Origin of the sequence: Morganella sp. EGD-HP17, assembly GCF_000512315.2 — a bacterium.
Taxonomy (GTDB): Bacteria; Pseudomonadota; Gammaproteobacteria; order Enterobacterales; family Enterobacteriaceae; genus Morganella; species Morganella morganii.
Genome location: NZ_AZRH01000007.1, coordinates 29,885 through 51,631, shown reverse-complemented (window position 1 = coordinate 51,631; position 21,747 = coordinate 29,885). Strand labels below are relative to the sequence as shown.

At 53.1% G+C, this 21,747-nt stretch carries 21 protein-coding genes and 3 tRNA genes; 10 read left to right on the top strand and 14 right to left on the bottom strand.

Annotated features, from left to right (window positions below):
• Window positions 1-6 precede the first annotated feature (6 nt).
• Window positions 7-1,335, bottom strand: coding sequence for an amino-acid N-acetyltransferase (argA, locus tag X965_RS09215; protein ID WP_036417855.1), 1,329 nt, complete (start codon window positions 1,333-1,335; stop codon window positions 7-9).
• A 279-nt stretch (window positions 1,336-1,614) separates the two neighbouring features.
• On the opposite strand from argA, the gene amiC reads away from it, so the two are divergent.
• The gene (gene amiC / locus X965_RS09210) at window positions 1,615-2,865 is read left to right on the top strand and encodes an N-acetylmuramoyl-L-alanine amidase AmiC (RefSeq protein WP_004237199.1); all 1,251 of its coding nucleotides are present in this window, start codon (window positions 1,615-1,617) and stop codon (window positions 2,863-2,865) included.
• A 153-nt stretch (window positions 2,866-3,018) separates the two neighbouring features.
• Here amiC and X965_RS09205 read toward each other — a convergent pair.
• From X965_RS09205 to X965_RS09195, 3 genes are all read right to left on the bottom strand, one after another.
• Window positions 3,019-3,095: transfer RNA gene (locus tag X965_RS09205), tRNA-Met, on the bottom strand.
• A gap of 26 nt (window positions 3,096-3,121) precedes the next feature.
• Window positions 3,122-3,198 (bottom strand) — tRNA-Met (locus tag X965_RS09200).
• 58 nt (window positions 3,199-3,256) lie between these two features.
• Window positions 3,257-3,333: transfer RNA gene (locus X965_RS09195), tRNA-Met, on the bottom strand.
• Window positions 3,334-3,562: 229 nt separating this feature from the next.
• Between X965_RS09195 and mltA the strand changes: the two genes are divergently transcribed.
• Together mltA and tcdA are read left to right on the top strand one after the other, a co-directional pair.
• On the top strand, window positions 3,563-4,660 hold the full coding sequence (mltA, locus tag X965_RS09190) for a murein transglycosylase A (RefSeq protein ID WP_004242199.1): 1,098 nt from the start codon (window positions 3,563-3,565) through the stop codon (window positions 4,658-4,660).
• An 88-nt stretch (window positions 4,661-4,748) separates the two neighbouring features.
• The gene (gene tcdA / locus X965_RS09185) at window positions 4,749-5,567 is read left to right on the top strand and encodes a tRNA cyclic N6-threonylcarbamoyladenosine(37) synthase TcdA (protein ID WP_036417853.1); all 819 of its coding nucleotides are present in this window, start codon (window positions 4,749-4,751) and stop codon (window positions 5,565-5,567) included.
• Between the two features lie 5 nt (window positions 5,568-5,572).
• On the opposite strand, the gene csdE is transcribed toward tcdA, so the two are convergent.
• Both csdE and csdA read right to left on the bottom strand, forming a co-directional pair.
• Window positions 5,573-6,019: a cysteine desulfurase sulfur acceptor subunit CsdE gene (gene csdE / locus X965_RS09180; protein ID WP_032098731.1), complete on the bottom strand. Its 447-nt coding sequence runs from the start codon at window positions 6,017-6,019 to the stop codon at window positions 5,573-5,575.
• A gap of 9 nt (window positions 6,020-6,028) precedes the next feature.
• Complete coding sequence (gene csdA / locus X965_RS09175; protein WP_036417851.1) at window positions 6,029-7,240, bottom strand: cysteine desulfurase CsdA; 1,212 nt, start codon at window positions 7,238-7,240, stop codon at window positions 6,029-6,031.
• Window positions 7,241-7,750: 510 nt separating this feature from the next.
• Between csdA and X965_RS09170 the strand changes: the two genes are divergently transcribed.
• From X965_RS09170 to rlmM, 3 genes are read left to right on the top strand one after another with little or no spacing between them, the layout of a single operon-like run.
• Entirely contained in the window at window positions 7,751-8,677 is a 927-nt protein-coding gene (locus X965_RS09170; protein ID WP_004242201.1) for a transcriptional regulator GcvA, read from the top strand.
• Between the two features lie 26 nt (window positions 8,678-8,703).
• Entirely contained in the window at window positions 8,704-9,099 is a 396-nt protein-coding gene (locus tag X965_RS09165; RefSeq protein ID WP_015422457.1) for a DUF423 domain-containing protein, read from the top strand.
• Window positions 9,092-10,189: a 23S rRNA (cytidine(2498)-2'-O)-methyltransferase RlmM gene (rlmM, locus tag X965_RS09160; protein WP_004237207.1), complete on the top strand. Its 1,098-nt coding sequence runs from the start codon at window positions 9,092-9,094 to the stop codon at window positions 10,187-10,189. Before X965_RS09165 ends, rlmM begins: the two co-directional genes overlap by 8 nt.
• Window positions 10,190-10,227: 38 nt before the next feature.
• On the opposite strand, the gene X965_RS09155 is transcribed toward rlmM, so the two are convergent.
• From X965_RS09155 to queF, 4 genes are all read right to left on the bottom strand, one after another.
• Complete coding sequence (locus tag X965_RS09155) at window positions 10,228-10,923, bottom strand: DUF3592 domain-containing protein (RefSeq protein ID WP_036417849.1); 696 nt, start codon at window positions 10,921-10,923, stop codon at window positions 10,228-10,230.
• A gap of 145 nt (window positions 10,924-11,068) precedes the next feature.
• Window positions 11,069-11,836, bottom strand: coding sequence for a flap endonuclease Xni (xni, locus tag X965_RS09150; protein ID WP_036417847.1), 768 nt, complete (start codon window positions 11,834-11,836; stop codon window positions 11,069-11,071).
• A 56-nt stretch (window positions 11,837-11,892) separates the two neighbouring features.
• Complete coding sequence (gene ppnN, locus X965_RS09145) at window positions 11,893-13,260, bottom strand: nucleotide 5'-monophosphate nucleosidase PpnN (RefSeq protein ID WP_004237210.1); 1,368 nt, start codon at window positions 13,258-13,260, stop codon at window positions 11,893-11,895.
• A 60-nt stretch (window positions 13,261-13,320) separates the two neighbouring features.
• Window positions 13,321-14,172 (bottom strand): NADPH-dependent 7-cyano-7-deazaguanine reductase QueF, encoded by an 852-nt coding sequence (queF, locus tag X965_RS09140; protein WP_036417845.1) that lies wholly within the window; start codon window positions 14,170-14,172, stop codon window positions 13,321-13,323.
• Between the two features lie 108 nt (window positions 14,173-14,280).
• Here queF and syd point away from each other — a divergent pair, with 108 nt between their 5' ends.
• From syd to X965_RS09120, 4 genes are all read left to right on the top strand, one after another.
• Window positions 14,281-14,832: a SecY-interacting protein gene (gene syd / locus X965_RS09135; RefSeq protein ID WP_036417844.1), complete on the top strand. Its 552-nt coding sequence runs from the start codon at window positions 14,281-14,283 to the stop codon at window positions 14,830-14,832.
• A gap of 412 nt (window positions 14,833-15,244) precedes the next feature.
• On the top strand, window positions 15,245-15,568 hold the full coding sequence (locus X965_RS09130; protein WP_004242205.1) for a YqcC family protein: 324 nt from the start codon (window positions 15,245-15,247) through the stop codon (window positions 15,566-15,568).
• Entirely contained in the window at window positions 15,565-16,338 is a 774-nt protein-coding gene (truC, locus tag X965_RS09125) for a tRNA pseudouridine(65) synthase TruC (protein WP_172794086.1), read from the top strand. Before X965_RS09130 ends, truC begins: the two co-directional genes overlap by 4 nt.
• Window positions 16,339-16,379: 41 nt before the next feature.
• A complete protein-coding gene (locus tag X965_RS09120; protein ID WP_004237216.1) occupies window positions 16,380-16,829 on the top strand; it encodes a flavodoxin in 450 nt (149 codons plus the stop codon).
• A 55-nt stretch (window positions 16,830-16,884) separates the two neighbouring features.
• Here the strand turns inward: X965_RS09120 and X965_RS09115 are convergent, their stop codons facing one another.
• The 4 genes from X965_RS09115 to X965_RS09100 all read right to left on the bottom strand — a co-directional run bounded on the left by X965_RS09115 (window position 16,885) and on the right by X965_RS09100 (window position 21,695).
• Complete coding sequence (locus X965_RS09115; protein WP_036417842.1) at window positions 16,885-17,271, bottom strand: DUF3461 family protein; 387 nt, start codon at window positions 17,269-17,271, stop codon at window positions 16,885-16,887.
• 106 nt (window positions 17,272-17,377) lie between these two features.
• Window positions 17,378-18,202 carry a 2,3,4,5-tetrahydropyridine-2,6-dicarboxylate N-succinyltransferase gene (gene dapD, locus X965_RS09110; RefSeq protein ID WP_004237218.1) on the bottom strand — a complete coding sequence of 275 codons (825 nt, stop codon included), beginning with the start codon at window positions 18,200-18,202 and terminating at the stop codon, window positions 17,378-17,380.
• Between the two features lie 37 nt (window positions 18,203-18,239).
• The gene (gene glnD, locus X965_RS09105; RefSeq protein ID WP_036417840.1) at window positions 18,240-20,894 is read right to left on the bottom strand and encodes a bifunctional uridylyltransferase/uridylyl-removing protein GlnD; all 2,655 of its coding nucleotides are present in this window, start codon (window positions 20,892-20,894) and stop codon (window positions 18,240-18,242) included.
• A gap of 84 nt (window positions 20,895-20,978) precedes the next feature.
• On the bottom strand, window positions 20,979-21,695 hold the full coding sequence (locus tag X965_RS09100; RefSeq protein WP_024474955.1) for a hypothetical protein: 717 nt from the start codon (window positions 21,693-21,695) through the stop codon (window positions 20,979-20,981).
• Between the last annotated feature and the right edge of the window lie 52 nt (window positions 21,696-21,747).

The window sequence follows — 21,747 nt, the reverse complement described above, 5'->3', positions numbered from 1 at the left end:
GGCGGATTACTGAAAGCCCAGGATCAGGATTTTTGAGCGCCGCTGATAGTTATACAGCGCCTGTTTTTTGACCGGCAGGTTTTCAATTTCTGCCGGGACAAAGCCGCGCTCCTGAAACCAGTGAATGCTGCGGGTGGTGAGCACAAACAGCTTTTCCAGCCCGATCTGCTTTGCCTGCTGTGTGACCCGGTGCAGCAGTTCCTCGCCGCGTGCGGAGCTGCGGTAATCGGGATGCACCGCTACGCAGGCCATTTCACCGATTTTCTCTTCCGGATACGGATAGAGGGCGGCACAGGCAATCGTGGTGTTATCGCGTTCAATAATGGTGAATTTGTCGATTTCCATTTCCAGCTGTTCGCGGGAGCGGCGCACCAGAATGCCCTGTTGTTCCAGCGGGCGGATAAGCTTGAGGATCCCGCCGATATCATTGATATTGGCGCGGCGTGTCTGTTCCGAGCTTTCCATCACAATCTGTGTCCCGATACCGTCGCGGGAGAAGAGTTCCTGGATAAGCGCGCCGTCCTCCTGGTAACTGAGCAGATGGCTGCGTTTCACGCCCCGGCGGCAGGCTTTCACTGCGCCGCGCAGGAAACGGACGGTTCCGGAGTAATAATCGCCGCTGCCTTCCAGCGCCTGTACATAGTGCTCTGCATCATTCGGGTGCATTTCGGAGATAATCCCGCCGTCATCCGCCACCACACCTTGCGCAGAGCAGAAACCGATCAGCTTTTCAGCTTTCAGTTTGACGGCAATCTGCGTGGCAATCTCCTCGGAGGTCAGATTAAAGCTTTCACCGGTGACAGAAACCGCCACCGGGCCAATCAAAACGATACCGCCGTTATTGAGCTGGCGGTTGATGGCATCTTCATCGATCCGGCGGATACGCCCGCTGTGGCAGTAATCAATACCGTCATCCACGCCCAGCGGCTGGGCTATCACAAAGTTCCCGCTCACCACATTGATATGCGCACCCTGCAGCGGTGTGTTGCTCAGACACATCGACAGACGGGCGGTGATATCGAGCTGTAACTGTCCGGCTGCCTGCTTGACCAGCTCGAGAGTCCGCGCATCTGTCACTCGGGTATTTTTGTGATAAACCGGCTCGCACTGATGGGCCAGCAGATTTTTTTCAATTTGCGGACGGGCGCCGTACACCACAATCAAGCGGATGCCGAGGCTGTGCAGTAAGCCGATATCATTAACAATACCGGGAAAATTTTCATGCTCGATAGCTTCGCCGCCCAGCATCACCACAAATGTTTTGCCATGGTGAGCATTAATATAAGGAACCGACTGACGGAATCCGTCCACCAGTTCGATACTGCGCTCTTTCATAACACCCTCGTAAGTGAATTTTTATTCGCAATTTATGTATTTTTATTCTTTTTGCAAAGGAATAGCAAGCGTAAATTTTGGTCGCCGGTTAAGATTTCACCGGGTTTTATGCCGCGTTATCGCCATATAAGCCAAAAATGCATAATGACAGGGCGCAAATGATTAGATAAAGTGCCGTTTAAATTATTTACGGAATAAATTGTTCTGCTTCTTTATTTTCCGGTTTTCATAACCCGCACCGGTTATTGTTGATTTGATTTACGCTATGGATATTTTTTCATGAGTCATTCTGAACATGATGCGTCGCGCCGTCTGTTACTGAAAGGAGCTGCGGCGTTTTGTCTGCTGAGTATCAGCCCGTTCGGCTTTGCGGCGTCGTCACAGATTGTGGCGGTGCGTATCTGGCCGGCATCCAGTTATACCCGTGTGACTATTGAGTCGGATCATCCGCTGAAATATAAGCAGTTTTCACTGCAGAACCCGGAACGTATCGTTGTTGATCTGAAAAATGTGCACCTCAACAGTGTGCTGAAAGGGATGGATAAGCAGGTGCAGGATCGCGATCCGCATCTGAAGCTGATCCGTGTCGGTCAGAATGATCCGCAGACTGTCCGCCTGGTGTTTGAAGTGAAACAGGCGATGAGCCCGCAGGTGCTGGAACTGACCCCGGTCGCTGAGTTTAAAAACCGTCTGGTGCTTGATTTTTATCCGAAAAATGGTGCTGCGACAGAAGACGATCCTCTGCTGGCACTGCTGGAAGATTACAACCGCGGTGATCTCGAAGAAAGCCTGCCGCGTGAAACGCCGAAACCGGGTAAAGCCGGTCAGGACAGGCCGATTGTTATTATGATTGACCCGGGCCACGGCGGGGAAGACCCCGGTGCTATCGGGAAATACAAAACCCGCGAAAAAGATGTGGTGCTGCAGATTGCCCGCCGCCTGAAGTCGCTTATCGATCGCGAGCCGGGTATGCGTGCCTATATGACGCGCAACGAGGATGTGTTTATCCCGCTGTCGGTGCGCGTGGCGAAAGCCCGTAAAATGCGGGCGGATCTGTTTGTCTCAATCCATGCGGATGCCTTTACCAACCGCTCTGCCAGAGGTTCGTCGGTCTTTGCGCTTTCGACGCGCGGGGCAACCAGTAATACCGCAAAATATCTGGCTCAGACCCAGAACGATGCGGATAAAATCGGGGGCGTCAGCAAAAGCGGCGACAAATACCTCGACCAGACCATGTTTGATATGGTGCAGAGTGCGAGTATCAAAGACAGCCTTAAATTCGGTTCAGAAGTGCTGAAACGGATGGGAAATGTCAACAAACTGCATAAGCGCACGGTTGATCAGGCAGGGTTTGCGGTGCTGAAAGCACCGGATATTCCGTCGATTCTGGTGGAAACGGCGTTTATCAGTAACCTTGAGGAAGAGCGTCTGCTGAAAACGGCCAAATTCCAGCAGGAGATGGCAAATTCTATTTTCCTGGGGATTAAGGCGTATTTTGCCAACGGCGGGGCTGTCGCACGACGCAACTGAAAATACGGTTTATCACAGAAATTGTGCATCACAAGGATGTGGTGTGAAACGGACAGATACAGTACAGACATAGTTATGCACTGAAAAAAATCGTTTTCAGGAATGAATTTTGTGTGTTTTCAGGAAAAGTTGACAGAGAATTTGTCAGAAGAGTGGTTGCGGGGGCCGGATTTGAACCGACGACCTTCGGGTTATGAGCCCGACGAGCTACCAGGCTGCTCCACCCCGCGTCCGAATTTGTTAATGATATGAAGGTTGGTTGCGGGAGCCGGATTTGAACCGACGACCTTCGGGTTATGAGCCCGACGAGCTACCAGGCTGCTCCATCCCGCGTCCGAATATCATTAACTGAGCATATCACATTGTATTCACAGACAGCGCACTTCAAAATTGGTTGCGGGAGCCGGATTTGAACCGACGACCTTCGGGTTATGAGCCCGACGAGCTACCAGGCTGCTCCATCCCGCGTCTGTGAGGCGCTTACTATACTCAGGATGAGAGCTGATGCAAGTTTTTTCTTGATAAAAAGCTATGCTACCCCCTGATTTGGTTAATTGTCCGGCTGATTGCGTGTTTTTTATTCATTTGACCGGATGATTGTTCAGCAGCAAAAATTAAAGCGGTTGCATAATAAAAGCGATTTGATATCGTTCGCATACATATTGCATTAATTCAAATTATTGGTTGGCGGATGGGTATGAGCAAAACCGGCAGGTATTTGTTGTGCGGCGTATTATTTTCTTTATTGGTTGGTTGTGAATCGCGTCCGACAGATAAAGGTCAGCAGTATAAAGACGGGCATCTGACACAGAATTTACAGGAAGTGGCGAACGTCAACAGTCCCGGTGTGCCGGTCAACGGCCCGGACTTTCTGAAACAGGTGGAAGCCATCCGGACAACCTCGCCACGCCTGTACAATCAGTACAGCGAGAACTTCCGTGCGGTTGAAAACTGGCTGCGCTCCGGTGCGGATACCGCACAGTTGCGGCAGTTCAACCTGCACAGCTATCAGATGGAAGGCAAAGATAACTACGGAAATGTGCAGTTTACCGGCTATTACACCCCGGTCGTTCAGGCCCGTCATACCCGTCAGGGGGAGTTTCAGTATCCTATCTACCGCATGCCGCCGAAAAAAGGCAGCCGTCTGCCGAGCCGGGCCCAGATTTATAACGGCGCGCTGAGTGATAACTATGTCCTCGCCTACAGCAACTCACTGATGGATAATTTCCTGATGGATGTTCAGGGCAGTGCTTATATTGATTTCGGTGATGGTTCTGAGCTGAACTTTTTCGCGTATGCCGGGAAGAACGGGCACGGTTATACCAGTATCGGGCGTGTTCTGATCGATCGCGGCGAGGTGGAGAAGAAAGATATGTCGATGCTGGCGATCCGCCAGTGGGCCGATAATCACTCTCCGCAGGAAGTGCAGGAATTACTGGAGCAAAACGCCTCTTTTGTCTTCTTCACACCGAAGCAGTTTGCACCGGTGAAAGGGGCGAGCGCGGTACCGCTGATTGCCAAAGCCTCTGTGGCCTCGGATAAAACTCTGATCCCGCCGGGTACCACGCTTCTGGCGGAAGTCCCGGTACTGGATAATCAGGGCAATTTTACCGGCCGTTATGATATGCGCCTGATGATCGCGCTGGATGTCGGCGGGGCTATCAAGGGGCATCACTTCGATATTTACCACGGTATCGGCCACGATGCCGGGCTGATGGCTGGTTTCTACAATCACTACGGCCGCGTCTGGGTACTGAAAAAAGGGATCCCGCCGATCCTGAATCCGGCGCTGTAGTCTTCCTTTTGTGCGGTGTATACTTCACTACGATGTATGCACCGGCATCAATTCCTTCTTTTTCCGTGACTGACACCGCAGGTTCCCGATGACACAAACTTCTTTATCTGATGCGTATTTACAGCGCTTCGCCGGTATTGGCCGTCTTTATGGTCAGCAGGCACTCCGTTTATTTGCCCGGTCCCGTTTCTGTGTTGTCGGCATCGGTGGTGTCGGCTCGTGGGCTGCGGAAGCACTGGCGCGTACCGGAATCGGTGCCATTACACTGATTGATATGGATGATGTGTGCATAACCAATACCAACCGGCAGATCCACGCCATGCAGGGCACGGTCGGACAGCCGAAAATTGAGGTGATGCGGGAGCGGATCCTGGCTATCAACCCGGAATGTGAGGTGCATTGTACGGATGATTTTGTCACGCCGGATAATGTCGCAGACATGATGAGCCCGGGGTTTGATTATGTGATTGATGCTATCGACAGCGTCCGCCCGAAAGCGGCGTTGCTGGCTTACTGCCGCCGCAATAAAATTCCGCTGGTCACCACCGGCGGCGCGGGCGGGCAGATCGATCCGACACAGATTCAGGTCGCGGATCTGGCGAAAACCTTGCAGGATCCGCTGGCGGCGAAATTGCGTGAACGCCTGAAATCAGATTATGGTGTGCGTAAAAACGGCAAAGGGCGGCTCGGGATTGATTGTGTTTTCTCGACAGAGCCACTGCGTTATCCGCAGGCGGACGGCAGCGCGGCCTGCGGTATGAAAAACAGTGCGGAAGGGAGTATGCGTATGGACTGTGCCGCCGGATTCGGTGCCGCCACCGTGGTTACGGCATCCTTCGGGTTTGTGGCGGTCTCTCATGCACTGAAAAAACTGGTGGCAAAAGCGGAGCGTGCTGCGGCGGAATAAGCCTTTCAGGCGCTGAACCGCTGTGCAATGGCGCGGGCGGCATCAATCAGTGCCTGAATCCCGTTTTGTCTGGACTGGCTGAGCTGCGCACTCAGTCCGTACTGTTCATACGCTGCGGATAAATCCGCGGATAACAGAGCAGCCGGTGTCAGACCTTCCGCTTCGGTCAGCAGTACTGCCAGCAGACCTTTAACAATCCGCCCGTCACTGTCCCCCCAAAAATGCAGCGTACCGTCACTGCTGAGTGTGCCATCCAGCCAGACGCGGTTTTCACAGCCTTTAATTTCTGTCTCTTCACCTTTGCTTTCCGGCGGCAGTGCCGGTAACTGACGTGCCAGCATCACCAGCTGACGGTATTTTTCCTCCCATGAGCGGCAGGCGGAAAAGGTTTCCGTGAGCTGCTCACGGCGGATAGAGTGGCCGAACGGGTGTGCCGGGAATGTGTGTGTCATCTTTTTCTCTCAGTTGTCAGCCAGAATTTCAAGGGCAAACTGTACCGCCTGCACCAGCTGACGGACATCATCCGGCTGATTATACGGCATAAAGGAGACCCGCAGACAGCCTTCCGTGCCCAGAGCCTGACACAGCGGCTGCGCACAGTGCTGCCCGTGGCGCAGGGCGATATTTTTTTCCGCCAGCAGCGTGGCGATATCACTGTGATGAATACCATCGATATTAAAGGCCAGCAGCGGGCTGCCCGGGCTGCGGTAACTGCGGAAGCCGGGGAGTGCCGCGAGCTGCTGTTCTGCACTGTCACACAGTGCAATGGTGTAATCGTGGGCGGCGGTGAGATCGATTGTATCCAGCCAGCGCAGGGTTTCTCCGAACGCGGTAACACCGGCCACATTGGGCGTTCCTGCTTCAAAACGGGCGGGAACCGGAGCCGGGGTGAAGCTGAAAAAGTCGGTATCCGTCAGCATTTTGCCGCCGCCCTGCCACGGCTGCATGTCACTGAGCAGCTCCGGACGGCCGTACAGCACACCCAGCCCGTTCGGGCCATAGAGTTTGTGGGCGGAAAACGCATAGAAATCAACATCACTGAGAGTAACATTCAGCGGACGGTGAACCACACCCTGAGCACCGTCAGCGACAATCAGTGCACCGTGCTGATGTGCCAGCTGTGCCGCGCGGGCAATATCCGGCTGGCAGCCGGTGACATTGGACATCTGTGTGACCGCCACCAGCCGGGTGCGCGGTGACAGCAGGTGTTCCAACTGATCGCAGCACAGTGTTTTGTCCGCTGTCAGCGGCCATTTCACCAGGGTTGCTCCGGTCTGCTGTGCCAGCATGATCCACGGGATCAGGTTGGAATGGTGTTCCAGCTCACTGACAATGATTTCATCCCCCGGCTGCAGACGCGGGCGGAAAAAGCCCTGAGCGACCAGGTTCAGGGATTCGGTGGTGCCTTTTGTCCAGATACAGCTGCGGGCATCTTCAGCCTGAATCAGCTGCCGCACAGCGTCACGCGCCTGCTCAAACTGTTCAGTGACGGCTCTGGCCTGCCGGTGATGGCTGCGGTGAACGGTCGCGCCGCTGTCATGCTGATAATAGCGGGCGGTGGCCTGTGTCATCACCTCCGGTTTAAGGGCGGTGGCGGCGCTGTCGAGAAAAACAGTGTCACCGGCGGTCCCGGGAAAGGCGCGGCGGAATGTATCGGGAGAAAAGGTTTTCATCAGTGTTATCAACGGCAGTCTGAGATAAACAGAGCTTATGCAAAAAGTGCGGTATCCGGTACATCAGAGGCGGGAGCCCGGTGGTGACCGGCCGGATCGCGGCGGTAGCACCGTCAGCGACGGTTTACTATAATCAACATCGTGGCGGCTTTCCAGACGGGGGAAACGTATCTGCGGACGGAAGGCAAAAAAAAGCACCGCAATCGGCGGTGCATTCAAAAAATCACTATGGACAGACAGGGTAAATGTACAGGAAGTGAAAAAAACAGTAGCTTAAGCTACTATGTCCGGAACTCCCGGACAACTTGCAAACACAACATCACAACCACATAGCCAAAAGTTTTGCAGTATCGCTACCGTTCAACTTTTCGTTCCGGCTTAGGAAGTGGGCATACTATAGGTATTTGCTGGTGTATCATCAAGGGACAATTTATAATGCTTCGGATTACAAAAACTAATCCCGACTAAACTTACGTTACCGGTATCCGGATCTGACAGAAAAACCAGAAAATGTCCAAACGATTGCCTCCGCTCAATGCTTTGCGTGTCTTCGATGCTGCCGCCCGCCATTTAAGTTTTACTAAGGCGGCGGAAGAGCTTTTTGTGACTCAGGCCGCAGTGAGCCATCAGATGAAAAGCCTGGAAGATTTCCTCGGGCTGAAATTATTCCGCCGCCGGAACCGTTCGTTGTTGCTGACGGAAGAGGGGCAGAGTTATTATCTCGATATTAAGGAAATCTTCTCAGCGATAAACGACGCCACACGCAAACTCCAGGCACGCAGTGCCAAAGGGGCGCTGACAGTCAGTCTGTCACCGAGTTTCGCGATCCAGTGGCTGGTACCGCGTCTGTCCGGCTTTCATCAGGCCTATCCGGGCATTGATGTGCGGATCCAGGCGGTTGACCGCGAAGAAGATAAACTGGCCGATGATGTGGATGTGGCGATTTTTTACGGCAGGGGTAACTGGCCGGGTCTGCGTACAGACCGGCTGTATGCGGAATATCTGATCCCGGTGTGCGCGCCGTCACTGATGACCGGTGAACGGCCGCTCAAAACGCTGACCGATTTGTCGTATCATACACTTCTGCATGATTCATCCCGCCGTGACTGGCAGGCGTATATCCGTCAGGCGGATTTGCAGCAGCAGGTTAATGTGCAGCACGGGCCGATTTTCAGCCACAGTGCGATGGTGATTCAGGCCGCAGTGCACGGGCAGGGCGTGGCACTGGTCAATAATGTTATGGCAAAAAATGAACTGGATGCCGGTCGCCTGGTGTGCCCGTTTAAAGATATTCTGGTCAGTAAGAATGCGTTTTATCTGGTGTGTCAGGACAGTCAGGCTGATTCCGGTAAAATCGCAGCATTCCGTCAGTGGATTATGGCGCAGGCGGCGAGTGAACAGGAAAAACTAGGTTGGATGACAAGTGAGCAGGATTAACCTGAACTTCACATAAGGTATGGCAAATGAATAGTCGGTTGATGTTAATTTTTGCCGGTTTCAGCGGCTTTTTTTATGTTGCATTCGGCGCAATCGGATCGCACCTTTTAACACCGGTTCTGGCAAAGCACCAGATGGACTGGATTAATCTGGGTCTCCAGTACCAGATCTCACATACACTCGCCCTGATGGGGCTGGCCGCTGTGCTGATGCGCAAAGTGGTATTGTGGTTTTACTGGAGCGGACTGTTTTTCGGGATCGGCATTCTGCTGTTTTCCGGCAGCCTGTATTGTATGGCGCTGTTACAGATGAAATATTTTGCCTATTTTACGCCGGTTGGCGGGGTAAGTTTCCTGTTAGGCTGGTTTTGTGTATTGATTGGCGCGCTGCGTCTAAGGAAAGTGGCTTCCGGCCATGAATAAAATAGCATTATATTGCCGTCCGGGTTTTGAAAAAGAGTGTGCAGCTGAGATCACGGATAAAGCCGGGCGTCTTGAGATTTTTGGTTTCCCGCGGGTGAAAGAGAACAGCGGTTATGTCATTTTTGAATGCTATCAGCCGGATGATGCCGATCGCATTGCAAAAGAGATCCCGTTTAAAGAACTGATTTTTGCCCGTCAGATGATAGTTGTCGGTGAACTGCTGAAAAACTTACCCGAAAATGACCGGATTTCGCCGATCATGGGGATGCTGACCGGCGTGGTGGAGCGTGCGGGTGATCTGCGCGTCGAAGTGCCTGACACCAACGAAGCCAAAGAGCTGATGAAGTTCTGCCGTAAATTCACGGTACCGCTGCGTTCGGCACTGCGTCAGGAAAAACTGCTGCTGGCAAAAGAGAACCGGGGCCGTCCGGTCATTCACGTTTTCTTTATCGCGCCGGGCTGTTGCTATGTCGGTTATTCTTACTCGAATAATAACTCTGCGTTCTACATGGGGATCCCGCGTCTGAAGTTCCCGTCAGATGCACCGAGCCGCTCCACCCTCAAGCTGGAAGAAGCATTTCATATGTTTATTCCGTACGACGAATGGGAAGAGCGTCTGGAAGGCGGATTACAGGCGGTGGACCTGGGGGCATGCCCGGGCGGCTGGACGTATCAGCTGGTGAAACACAGTATGCGTGTTCAGGCCGTGGATAACGGCCCGATGGCTGAAAGCCTGATGGAAACCGGTCAGGTGCGCCATCTCCGTGAGGACGGCTTTAAGTTTGTGCCGACATCCAAAAATATTACCTGGCTGGTCTGCGATATGGTGGAGAAACCGGCGAAAGTGGCCGCGCTGATGACCACATGGATGGTTAATGGCTGGTGCCGCGAGACGATTTTCAACCTTAAACTGCCGATGAAAAAGCGCTATGAAGAGGTATCTCATATCCTCGAAAAAATGGCTGCTGAAATGAAAGAGCAGGGCGTGAATGCGCTGATCCACGCGAAACATCTGTATCATGACCGTGAGGAAATTACGGTGCATGTCCAGCGGGTGTGGGGTGCGTATAACCCGGATCGGGTCTTCTGATAAATAATCCCGGCAATGATTGCCGGGATTTTTTTGTATCACTTCATCTTCGGCAGGAAAGAGATATCCATGTAGTATTTATCAGGATTTTTCTTGTCCACATAAACGGTGACAAACTCCTGATTAATAAACGGTGAGGGGTCAAACGCAATATTGTGGCTGTAATACAGTTTCACCGTGTTTGCCGCGGTGTCATGCATTTGTGCCACAATCTGAAACGGGCTTCGGCCGTTGATATTGATCGTGGTATTGAGGATCACTTCACTGAACCGGGCTTTGACCGGCATTCCTTCCCGCAGCAGGCGCTGACCGGATTTACTCCGCAGATACATGATAATCAGCGGCAGCGTACCGGCCAGTGCAAATACCGCACCCATCCCGAGAAGAATCACGGCTCCGCCGTACAGTCCGCCGAAAGAGTGGATAACCGCGTTATCCGGGTTGCCCGGCTGGTAAATAACATCAATATCGTCACCCGGTGCATTGCGGTAACCGCTGCTGCAATAAGAGGACTCCATGACATACTCTTCCTGCCCGTCAGTGTATTTTACCACAGGGCAATAAGAAGCACCGTCATCCGAGCGGTGAACAGACAGATCGATAATTTGTCCGGTGACCACTATTCCGCTTTTTTCCTGTGAATAACCGGAAAGGTAAAAGTAACTGCCGCCCATCAGCATCAGCAAACCAATAACAGCAAAAAACCCTAAAATAATGCGTGCTTTCGTAAACATAAGCCATCCGCTAGCTGGTTAATATATTAATAAAACCGAGTGTAGGGGATGTCCGCCGGTTTATCTAACGATTTTAACTTAAGCTAAATTTGACCGGGATTATTCCGAACGAAGCTGAGTAAACACAGGCACTCCGTTGTCTGGTTTAAGAGCTGCTGTTTCCCGCTGGTAAGCGCAACTGGCTGAGATTGCCCTGTAAATGCAGATCCCGCTTCAGGGTGGCGACGTCACGGCAGCTGTAAGCCATGGCTTTTCCGTCGATCAGTTTCTGACGCCATTTTTCCGGTACCCGGTCAATGTCGCTGTAAAGTGAGTCCAGGTCAGCAAAGGTGCTGAGCAGTGTGGCCGCTGTTTTCGGGCCGATACCGGTGATGCCGGGAATTTTACTGCTGCTGATGCCGCTTAAGCCCCAGAAGTCCGGTAATTGCTGCGCGGTAACACCAAATTCGGCGGCAATAAACGGCATATCGAGCCAGCGTTTCTGAAAATAGTCGCGGATCTGAATCTGCGGGGAGAGCAGCTGGCAATAGCCTTTGTCGGTGGAGACAATCGTCACCCGGTGTCCCGCCTGACCGACTTTGTGCGCCAGTGTGGCGGCGAGGTCATCCGCCTCATCCCCTTCGGAATGCCATGCCCGGATGCCGTGACGGGCAAACATCTCCCGCAGCAGCGGCAGTTCCTGCCGGACAACTTCCGGCATCTCACTGCGTCCGGCTTTGTAACCCGGCAACAGCTGATGACGCCAGCTGTGACTGCGGTCGTCCTCATCAAAGACGGTGACCGCGTGTGTCGGTTGTGCATGATTCAGGATCTGCATCAGCGCCTGCTCACAGACCAGCAGGCCGGACTGGCTCTGCACTGCATAGATCCGGCGGATCAGATTCATTGCATCGATAATCAGTAAATGGATCATAGTCGCTATATATAATTTCCCCGCCGGCGGCGGGGAAACAGTTCAGATAAAAAGTATCAGCGGATGATTTCGTAGCATGGCTCGTAAGCCGTGCCGCCCGGTAATTTCATCCGGTGCTGTTCAACAAATCCGCGCAGCATGACATCCATCCGCTGCATAATGGCTTCCTCGCCGTGGATTTTGAACGGCCCGTGCTGTGCGATGGCCTGCATACCGTTTTCTTTCACGTTACCGGCGACAATACCGGAGAACGCACGGCGCAGATCTGCCGCCAGTTTTTCCGGCTCCTGATTGCGGTACAGGTTCAGTGCAGCCATATTTTCATGTGTCGGCTCAAACGGATGCTGCAGATCACCGGCAATTTTAATCGACCAGTTGAAGCTGTAAGCGTCCCCGGTGCTGCGGCGGTTATCTTTCACTTCCGGCATGGCGCGTTTCATTACGCGGGCAACTTCCACCGGATCATCAATAATGATCTGATAATGGCGGGTGGCTTCTTCGCCCAGGGTGTTGATCACGAAGTCATTGAGCACACGGAAATAGTCGGCGCTCTCTTTCGGCCCGGTCAGTACCAGCGGCAGTACCTGATCTTTGTTTTCCGGATGCATCAGGATCCCCAGCAGGTAGAGCAGTTCTTCAGCCGTACCGACCCCGCCCGGGAAGATGATGATCCCGTGTGCCAGACGGACAAAACTCTCCAGCCGTTTTTCGATATCCGGCATGATGATAAGTTCGTTTACCAGCGGGTTAGGCGGCTCGGCAGCAATAATGGACGGCTCGGTCAGGCCGATAAAACGGCTGTTTTTGTAACCCTGCTGGGCATGGCCGACAGCCGCGCCTTTCATCGGCGCTTCCATGGCACCCGGTCCGCAGCCGGTACAGATATTCAGCTCGCGCAACCCCAGCTCGTTCCCGACTTTACGTCCGTACAGGTATTCGGTTTCATTGATGGAGTGACCGCCCCAGCAGACAATCATATTCGGATCTTCATCAATATGCAGGGCGCGGGCGTTACGCAGGATAAAGAAAATCAGGTTGGTGATATGTGCGCTGTTGTCCAGATTCAGGCCGCGGCAGCGCTCGGCATCGGTGATCTGGGTTTGGACGAACAGAATATCGCGCAGCACGGCAAACAGGTTAGCCTGGAGTGAACGGATAATTTTGCCGTCAACAAACGCATTCTGCGGCGGGTTCACCAGTTCGAGTTTTACCCCGCGCTCACGGCGCAGCACGTTAATATCAAAATCCGGGAAACGGGACAGTAATTCATGACTGTTATCCATCTGGCTGCCGGAATTCAGCACCGCCAGCGAACAGTTGCGGTACAGACGGTACAGGTGACTGCTTGCTGTCCGTTTCAGAACATCAACTTCAAGCTGGGAAAGCAGATCCATAGAGCCTAACGGGCTGATATGTGTGATCAAGTAAAACTCCTTGTTATCCCGTGGATAAATTGTAGTCGTACAGGTTGCGCGCTGTCTGCCTTACTGACGGGCGAGACGGTCCGCAGACGGTGTAAAGTCCGTGTTGGTGCGCCACGGATTGATATCCAGCCCGCCGCGCCGTGTATAACGGGCATAGACAGTCAGGGCAACCGGGCGGCAATGTGTGTTCAGATCAGTAAAAATCCGCTCAACGCACTGCTCATGAAACTCGTTATGGTTGCGGAATGACACCAGGTACCGCAGCAGTTTTTCACGATCAATTTTGGGGCCGCGATACTGTATGGCGACGGAGCCCCAGTCAGGCTGCTGTGTAATCAGGCAGTTTGATTTTAGCAGGTGGCTGACTAACGTTTCTTCAACGACATCGTCATTTTCATTGACGGCATCAATAAGATAATCACTGCTGAACTGATAATCAGTAATCGTAATATCCTGATAATCGATACACTCGCCGGTAAAATCAATGATTTTTTGTCCGGTGAACTGATCCGGGTGCAGCAACTCCACTGTTACCGTTCCCTGTGCACAGGCGCTTAAATCCTGCTCCAGTGTGCGGCGGACATCATCCGCAGAGGCAAATACCGTCTGGTTAAAGCTGTTGAGATAGAGCTTGAAGCTCTTGGATTCGATCAGATTCAGCCCGGCGGCATCGAGGGAAACATAGCCGAGCGCAATGCAGGGCACGCCGTTCGGCTGTAACCAGGAGAGCTCATAGAGGGTCCACAGATCCGCACCGCGAAAAGGCAGATTATCCGCATGCAGATGCAGGGCATCCCGGTTGAGGCTGCGCGGCACACCCTGTAACAGAGCGGGATTGTAATGCTGCTCATAACCGGTTTTTTTACCGAGCGTCAGTGACGCCAGTTCCGCCTTTCCTTCATACAGAGACATAAATAACCCTTTTACCTCAGGTGAAAAATAGTACCGCCTGTCGCCAATACAGTCTGTCATACGTTACTATAGCGGCATGATACTTTTATGTTTAACAGGTTTTGCGATATGACCCGCACAGTTTCTCAGGCGTTACATCAGTTTACCCGGCATTATGTCGGTTTATGGCAGGAAAAAATAGGTTTACCGCCGATCAGTCACGATCTTTATGGTATTCCTTCCCCGTGTATTATCCGCACCGGTGATGAATGTGTGTACTGGGAGCCGGCGGAATTCACCGCAGACAAGCATTTGCAGCCGGTTGAGAAAGCGCTGGATATTCAGCTGCACCCGGATATCAGTGAATTCTACACGCAGCAGTTTGCGGGGGATATGCAGGCTGTTTTTGAGGATATTCAGCTCAGTCTGGTGCAGGTCTGGAGTGAGGATGATTTTATCCGCTTACAGGAAAACCTGATTGGTCATCTGGTCACGCAGCGCCGTCTGAAACTGCCGCCGACACAGTTTATCGCCACACTGGAATCAGAATTTGACATGATTTCTGTCTGTAACCTGAACGGTGAAGTGATCCTCGAAACGTTCGGTACCACAAAGCGCCGGGTGCTGGCGGCGGATACGGCATCATTTCTGTCACAGCTGACGGCGGTATGCACAGCATAAATATCACTGACAGCGGTGTGGGATTTTACCGGTGATGGCTGTAATACGGTCTGCCGTAAAATCATGGTTTACTGAAAATAAGCAGTAAATTCATTGAATTAATATTCCTGTACCACCGTGATTTCCCGCCGGTATTATTGCCTGTCACGCAGTGCTGCGGCATGCTGTCTGTGCCCATAAGGAAGTGGACGGAAATACACGGATGTATTTTCAGCAGAGACAGGATGTTATTTTATTAGAAACGAGGGGGATTTTTCCCCCTCGTTTTTAATCCCCCCTAAATCCCCGTTATGCCTTTTTATGTCTTCCGGACAGGAATTGATTTTTACTTATCTGACCTCAATGTTACGCTACAGATATCAGCGGCATTGGCTGCGGAAAATGAATTTTACAGCGTAAACAGGTTTCAGTTATGACAAAACATCAGCAGATTACTGCGATCCTGACGGACATCGAGAATGAGATGCGCGCCGTCGATCTGTGGCAGGGGCAGCCTCCGGCAGCAGAAGCATTTGAAAGCGAACTGCCGTTTGCGGTGGATACCATGAATGCCCATGAGTGGTTACAGTGGATCCTTATCCCGCGTCTGTATGCCATGATTGAACAGGGCGCGGCACTGCCGTCCGCCTTTCAGATAGCCCCGTATTTTGAAGAGCACTACAGAGGGGACGAACAGGCTGCACGCTATCTGGTGCTGCTTGACCATTTACGGGCACTGGACGGGCTTTTCGCGTGACACAACCATTGCAGGACACGCCATTACCGGAAAAAACATTACCGGAAAAACCATTACTGGAAATCTGTTATCAGGATGAACATATCGTCGCGGTGAATAAACCCGCCGGATGGCTGGTGCACCGCAGCTGGCTTGACCGTCATGAAACGGTGTTTGTGATGCAGACACTGCGCGACCAGATAGGTCAGCATGTTTTTCCGGTTCACCGTCTCGACAGACCGACCTCCGGCGTCTTGCTGATGGGATTATCGTCTGAGGTGGCACGCCTCCTGTCACAACAGCTTGAGCGGCATGAAATGCAGAAAACCTATCATGCGGTGGTGCGCGGCTGGATAGAGGAAACGGCGACGCTGGATTACCCGCTGGTGGAAGAGCTGGATAAAATCGCTGATAAATTTGCGGCGGAAAAACCGGCGCAACCGGCGGTGACACACTACCGCCCGCTGGCGAAAGTGGAGTGTCCGGTGGCTATCGGGCGTTACCCGACATCCCGTTTTACCCTGACGGAACTGAAACCGGAAACCGGACGTAAACACCAGCTGCGCCGCCATATGCAGCATCTGCGGCATCCGATTATCGGTGATACCGCCCACGGCGATCTGCGTCAGAACCGGGGATTCACAGAACATTTCGGCAGCCGCCGGCTGATGCTGCATGCATCGGAACTGGTACTGACACACCCGGTCAGCGGAGAGTCGCTGGTGCTGCATGCCGGTTTCGATGAAACCTGGCAGCGGGTGGCAGAACAGCTTGGCTGGACATTACCCTGATTTATTAATAATTTGATTTTACTGATGAAAAAGGACGGATAATGGCACGTATCGGTATTTTTATCGGCACAGTTTACGGCAATTCGCTGGCTGTGGGTGAAGAGGCACAGACCATTCTGGAGCAGGCCGGTCATGAAGTGGTGTTATTTGATGAACCGGAACTGTCACAGTGGAAAGATTACCTTACGGATGTGGCACTGGTGATCACCTCCACCACCGGACAGGGCGATCTGCCGGATAATATCCGCGAACTGTTTGCCGGTCTGCGGGATGACATCGGTTATCAGCCGTCACTGCGCTACGGTATTATCGCGCTGGGCGACAGCAGTTATGATAATTTTGCCGGTGGCGGCCATCAGTTCAATGAGTTACTGCAGGAACAGCATGCGCAGCGCATCGGCGAGATGCTGGTGATTGACGGCGCGGAAGTCGCTGCACCGGAAGAGTTTGCACAGCCGTGGCTGAAAACCTGGGCGGCACTGGTCAGCTGATCACGGAAAACAACGCCGCAGCGGCTTTGCAGCACTGCGGCAGTGTTTCATCCGGTTACTTGCGGGTCAGTTTTTCCAGATCGCTTTCAATTTCAGCGATCTTATTGGACACCACATGCTCCAGATGGCGGAGATCGTCGAGGATCTTACGTTTCAGATCGATTTCCGGCATCGTGCTCTCTGTCTGCTGGCAGATGGTATCCAGCTCTTCGATGACATAACGCAGGTTGCTGTTGATCTCATTAATCTCTTTGAAACCCTGTGCATCCTGGATAGTCTTGCGCTGACGCGGGTACTTAAACTTCACGCTCTTGGCGAAAAACTCGCCTTTATCCTTGCGGAAATAGATTTTCAGAATGTCGTTGTTCGCTTCCTGACGAAGAGTATAGCGATCAATATCTTCAGGATGCGTAATTCCCAGACTTTTTAAATTGTCGTACATGTGCGCCACCTATTGATTGTTATTCTGTCCTGTTCCCGCCGCAAAAGGCGGAAGATAAGATGCACGGATAAAAAAATAGCGGAGTTATTATCCGCTATTTCTGAGATTAGTCTATGGTGCGTAACAATTCATTAATTCCGACCTTGCCGCGCGTTTTTTCATCTACTTTTTTGACAATCACCGCACAATAGAGGCTGTAACGGCCATCTTTTGACGGCAGATTACCGGAGACAACCACAGAGCCCGCCGGGACACGGCCGTAATGGATTTCGCCGGTTTCGCGATCATAAATTTTGGTGCTCTGGCCGATATACACACCCATGGAAATCACGGAACCGGTTTCCACAATCACTCCTTCCACCACTTCGGAACGTGCGCCGATAAAGCAGTTGTCCTCGATAATGGTCGGATTGGCCTGTAACGGCTCTAATACCCCGCCGATACCGACACCGCCGGAGAGATGCACGTTTTTACCGATCTGCGCACAGGAGCCGACCGTCGCCCAGGTATCCACCATCGTGCCTTCATCCACATAGGCACCGATATTGACGTAAGATGGCATCAGTACGGTATTGCGGGCGATAAACGCACCACGGCGGGCTGCCGCAGGCGGTACCACACGGAACCCTTCGCGCTCAAAACGCGCCTGGTCGTAATCCGCGAATTTCATCGGGACTTTATCAAAGTAACGGGATTCAGCCCCGTCCATCACCTGATTGTCACTGATACGGAAAGAGAGCAGCACTGCTTTTTTCAGCCACTGATGTGTCACCCAGGTGCCGCCGATTTTTTCAGCGACGCGCAGTTTTCCGCTGTCCAGTAACTCAATCACCTGATTAACTGCGTCACGCAGTACAGGGGTGGCAGTTGCCGGTGTCACAGCGGCGCGATCTTCAAAGGCGGATTCAATAATGGCCTGTAATTGCTGCATCGGTGTTCGTTTCCTTTTATCTGGTGCTTTGATGAATTTACTCTGTTTTATCCTTTGAATTGAGGGCTTTTGTCAACCGTTCAGTCAGTTCTTCCTGAATATTTTTATCCAGCGCTTTATTATCCTTATCCGTCAGAATAAAAATATCCTCGACTTTTTCGCCGGTTGTGGTGATGCGCGCGCCGTGCAACTGAAGGCCGAGTACGGCAAAAATCTGACCAACCTGCGCCAGTAGTCCGGGTTTATCCAGCGCATATAATTCCATGTAGCTGCGCAGGCCGCGTTTATTGTGAATAAACTTCACCCGCGTCGGCACATCAAAATGGCGCAATTTGGCGGGGGCGGTCCGGGTGCGGTGGTTCGGTACATAATCTGTGGTAACCGCGCAGGCCAGTGCTTTACGGATAGTGTCATGGCGATCGGCGGCGAGAGGCTTGCCGTCCGGCTCCAGCACCACAAAGGAATCCATTGCCATATTGTCGCGGTTGGTGAAAATCTGGGCGTTCTGGACACTGAGATTGCGGCGATCCAGCTCGCTGACCACCGAAGCAAACAGGGAAGGGCGGTCGTTGCACCAGATAAAAATTTCACTGCCGCCGTGGCTGCGCTGGTTACTGATAAGGATCAGCGGTGATGCCATATCATTTTTCAGCAGTGCCCCGGCGTGCCAGGCAAGCTGTTCCGGGGTATGGCGCAGAAAATAATCTGCATGACAGCGCGACCAGAACCGGTTCAGTTTCTGCTCATCGGCACCGTCCTGACGCAGCAGGGCCAGTGCACGGTCGCTGTGGTGGCGGATCCGCTGGCGCAGATTTGGTTTGTTATGCACTCCGCGTAATAACTGGTTTTCGGTGCTGATAAACAGTTCGCGCAGCAGACTGCGCCGCCAGCCGTTCCAGAGCGAGGCATTGGTCGCCCATATATCGGCAACGGTCAGGCAGATAAGGTAACGGAGCCGCTCTGTGCTCTGCACCTCACCGGCAAAGGTGCGGATCACTTCCGGATCCTGAATATCCCGGCGCTGCGCGGTCACCGACATCAGCAGGTGTTTTTCCACCAGCCAGCTGACCAGATCTGTGTCTGCTTCATTCAGGTCGTGATATTCACAGAATTCCCGTGCATCTGCCGCACCAAGAACGGCATGATCGCCCTGTCTGCCCTTGGCGATATCGTGGAACAGAGCCGCCAGGCGCAGCAGTTCCGGCTGCGGCAGTTTCGGCCAGACATCCACACACACCGGATGATTCACCCGCTCGGATTCCAGCCTGAAAGTATCGATTTTTCCCAGCACCCGCAGTGTGTGTTCATCCACGGTATAGGCATGGAACAGATCGAACTGCATCTGCCCGACAATATTGCCCCACAGCGGCATATAGGCACCCAGCACACCATGACGGTGCATCGGAACAAACGCGGCGCTCACACCGCGCGGATGGCGCAGGATCGCGATAAACAGCTCTCTGGCCTCCGGATACTCCATCAGCGGACGGCTGAGATGCCGCCGGGCATGGCGCAGCTGACGCAGTGTGCCGGAATGAATGCCGGTGATGGTGTCATCACAGGCCATGCGGTAAAACATCCGCATAATGGCAGCGGGATCCTCACTGAACAGCGAATCACGGATAAGCCCGATACGGTGGCCGTACAGCTGAAAATCCTTATCAAGCGGTTTGGGGGTATCGTGGTGCCCTGCGTGCAGAATGGCTTCGTCGAACAATTGCAGCAGCATTTCATTGAGTTCGGACACGCGGCGGGTGACGCGGTAATAGGCTTTCATCATCCGCTCGACCGGCTGATTGTGCTCGCCGTCATACCCGAGCTGCTCCGCCACACTGAGCTGGCGATCAAACAGCAGGCGGTTATCGTAGCGGCTCAGAGACAGATGCAGGGCAAAGCGGATGCGCCAGAGCATATCCAGACATTCATTCAGCTCTTCCCGCTCGGCATCGGTCAGGAAGCCGGAACCGGCCATTTCATACAGTGACGTCGCGCCGAAATGACGGCGGGCCACCCAGAGCAGGGTGTGGATATCACGCAGCCCGCCCGGACTGCTTTTGATATCCGGCTCCAGGTTATAACTGGTGCTGTGATAGCGGGCGTGGCGCTCTTTCTGCTCTGCCAGTTTGGCGGCAAAAAAGCGCGGTGACGGCCAGAAGCTGTCATTAAATATCTGCCGCTGTAACTGCAGGAACAGCGGCAGAGTGCCGCAGATAAGGCGCGATTCAATCAGGTTGGTGGCGACAGTCAGGTCGCCGAGTCCTTCGCGGATACACTCATCCAGGGTACGGACACTGTGGCCGACCGTCAGTTTCAGATCCCACAGCACGGCAATAAACTCACCGATTTTCGGTGTGAGTGCTTCCGGCAGCGGGGCTCTGCTCAGCAGCAGGATATCGATATCCGACAACGGGTGCAGTTCCCGGCGACCGTAACCACCGACCGCCACCAGAGCGAAATCCGCCACCTCATCAAAACTGAAAAATTGCCACAGGCGGATCAGCAGCTGATCGATATAATCACTGCGGGTCAGCAGCAGGGTATGAACCGGCTGGCCTTCGCGGAAAGCCTCTGCCTGCCAGCGGCGGTAATGCTCCAGGTGCTCCCGCAGCACAGGCAGCTGCAAATCATCATCAGTAAAGGATAACGGCGAGGCGGGTTTCAGGGCTGATGCGGTACTCCGGGCGTTGTCCATGCGGGATCCTTGTGGCAGAGGTGTTCTGCTGCAAGGTTACTGCGTCAGCGGGGAAATAACCAGTTTTTTGCCGGTTCGCCGGGGTTATATCAGTACCGGGCCGGGCATCGGGATAAACTGCAGAATAATGCGTTTGTTTTCATCATCCACGCGGTAAATCAGGCAGCTGCGGAAGTAGTTATGCAGGACATCACTGAGGTTAATATAGGTATCTTCAGCGATCCCGCAGCCGTTGCTCTGTCCGTCTGTGCGGCACATACCCTGATTGACGATATCCTTCAGGTACGGGGAGGATTGCAGTATTTCCGGCGCATTATCATCGGTACTGAAACTGAACAGAGAGCGGTCCGGTGAAGCGGTCAGACGGGTGATGCGGTAGCTCTCCCCGGCATTCAGGTACTGTCTGCTCTCGCTTGCCAGCGCGGCGGTATCAATATTCAGGGCAGTGATGCTGATCCGGCCGTTGAAATAGGGATTTTCCGTCGGCAACAGGATGTTTTTCCGCGTCGGAAACGACTGTTGTGACAACGCAACCAGTGTGAAATAGGAGCCGAGGCTGCTTGCCGGGACATACACTGACTGGTGATCAAACACCGGTTTGGTAAAGGCCAGATCAAACAGATTCAGTTCGTAAACATTCTGGTGGATCTGCACACCGACAGCATACCCGCGTGCGACAAACTCTTTCTGCCACCAGCCGGATGACTTGGTCAGGAAATAAAACGGTACCAGCATGACAAGCAGGATCAGTGTGACAATACCAATAATGATACAGGCAGATTTCCGGGGGGAAGTTGTCATTCCGGTTATTCCTCAGCGTCCTGACGGCGGGGAGGTATCATGCCCGGCATGT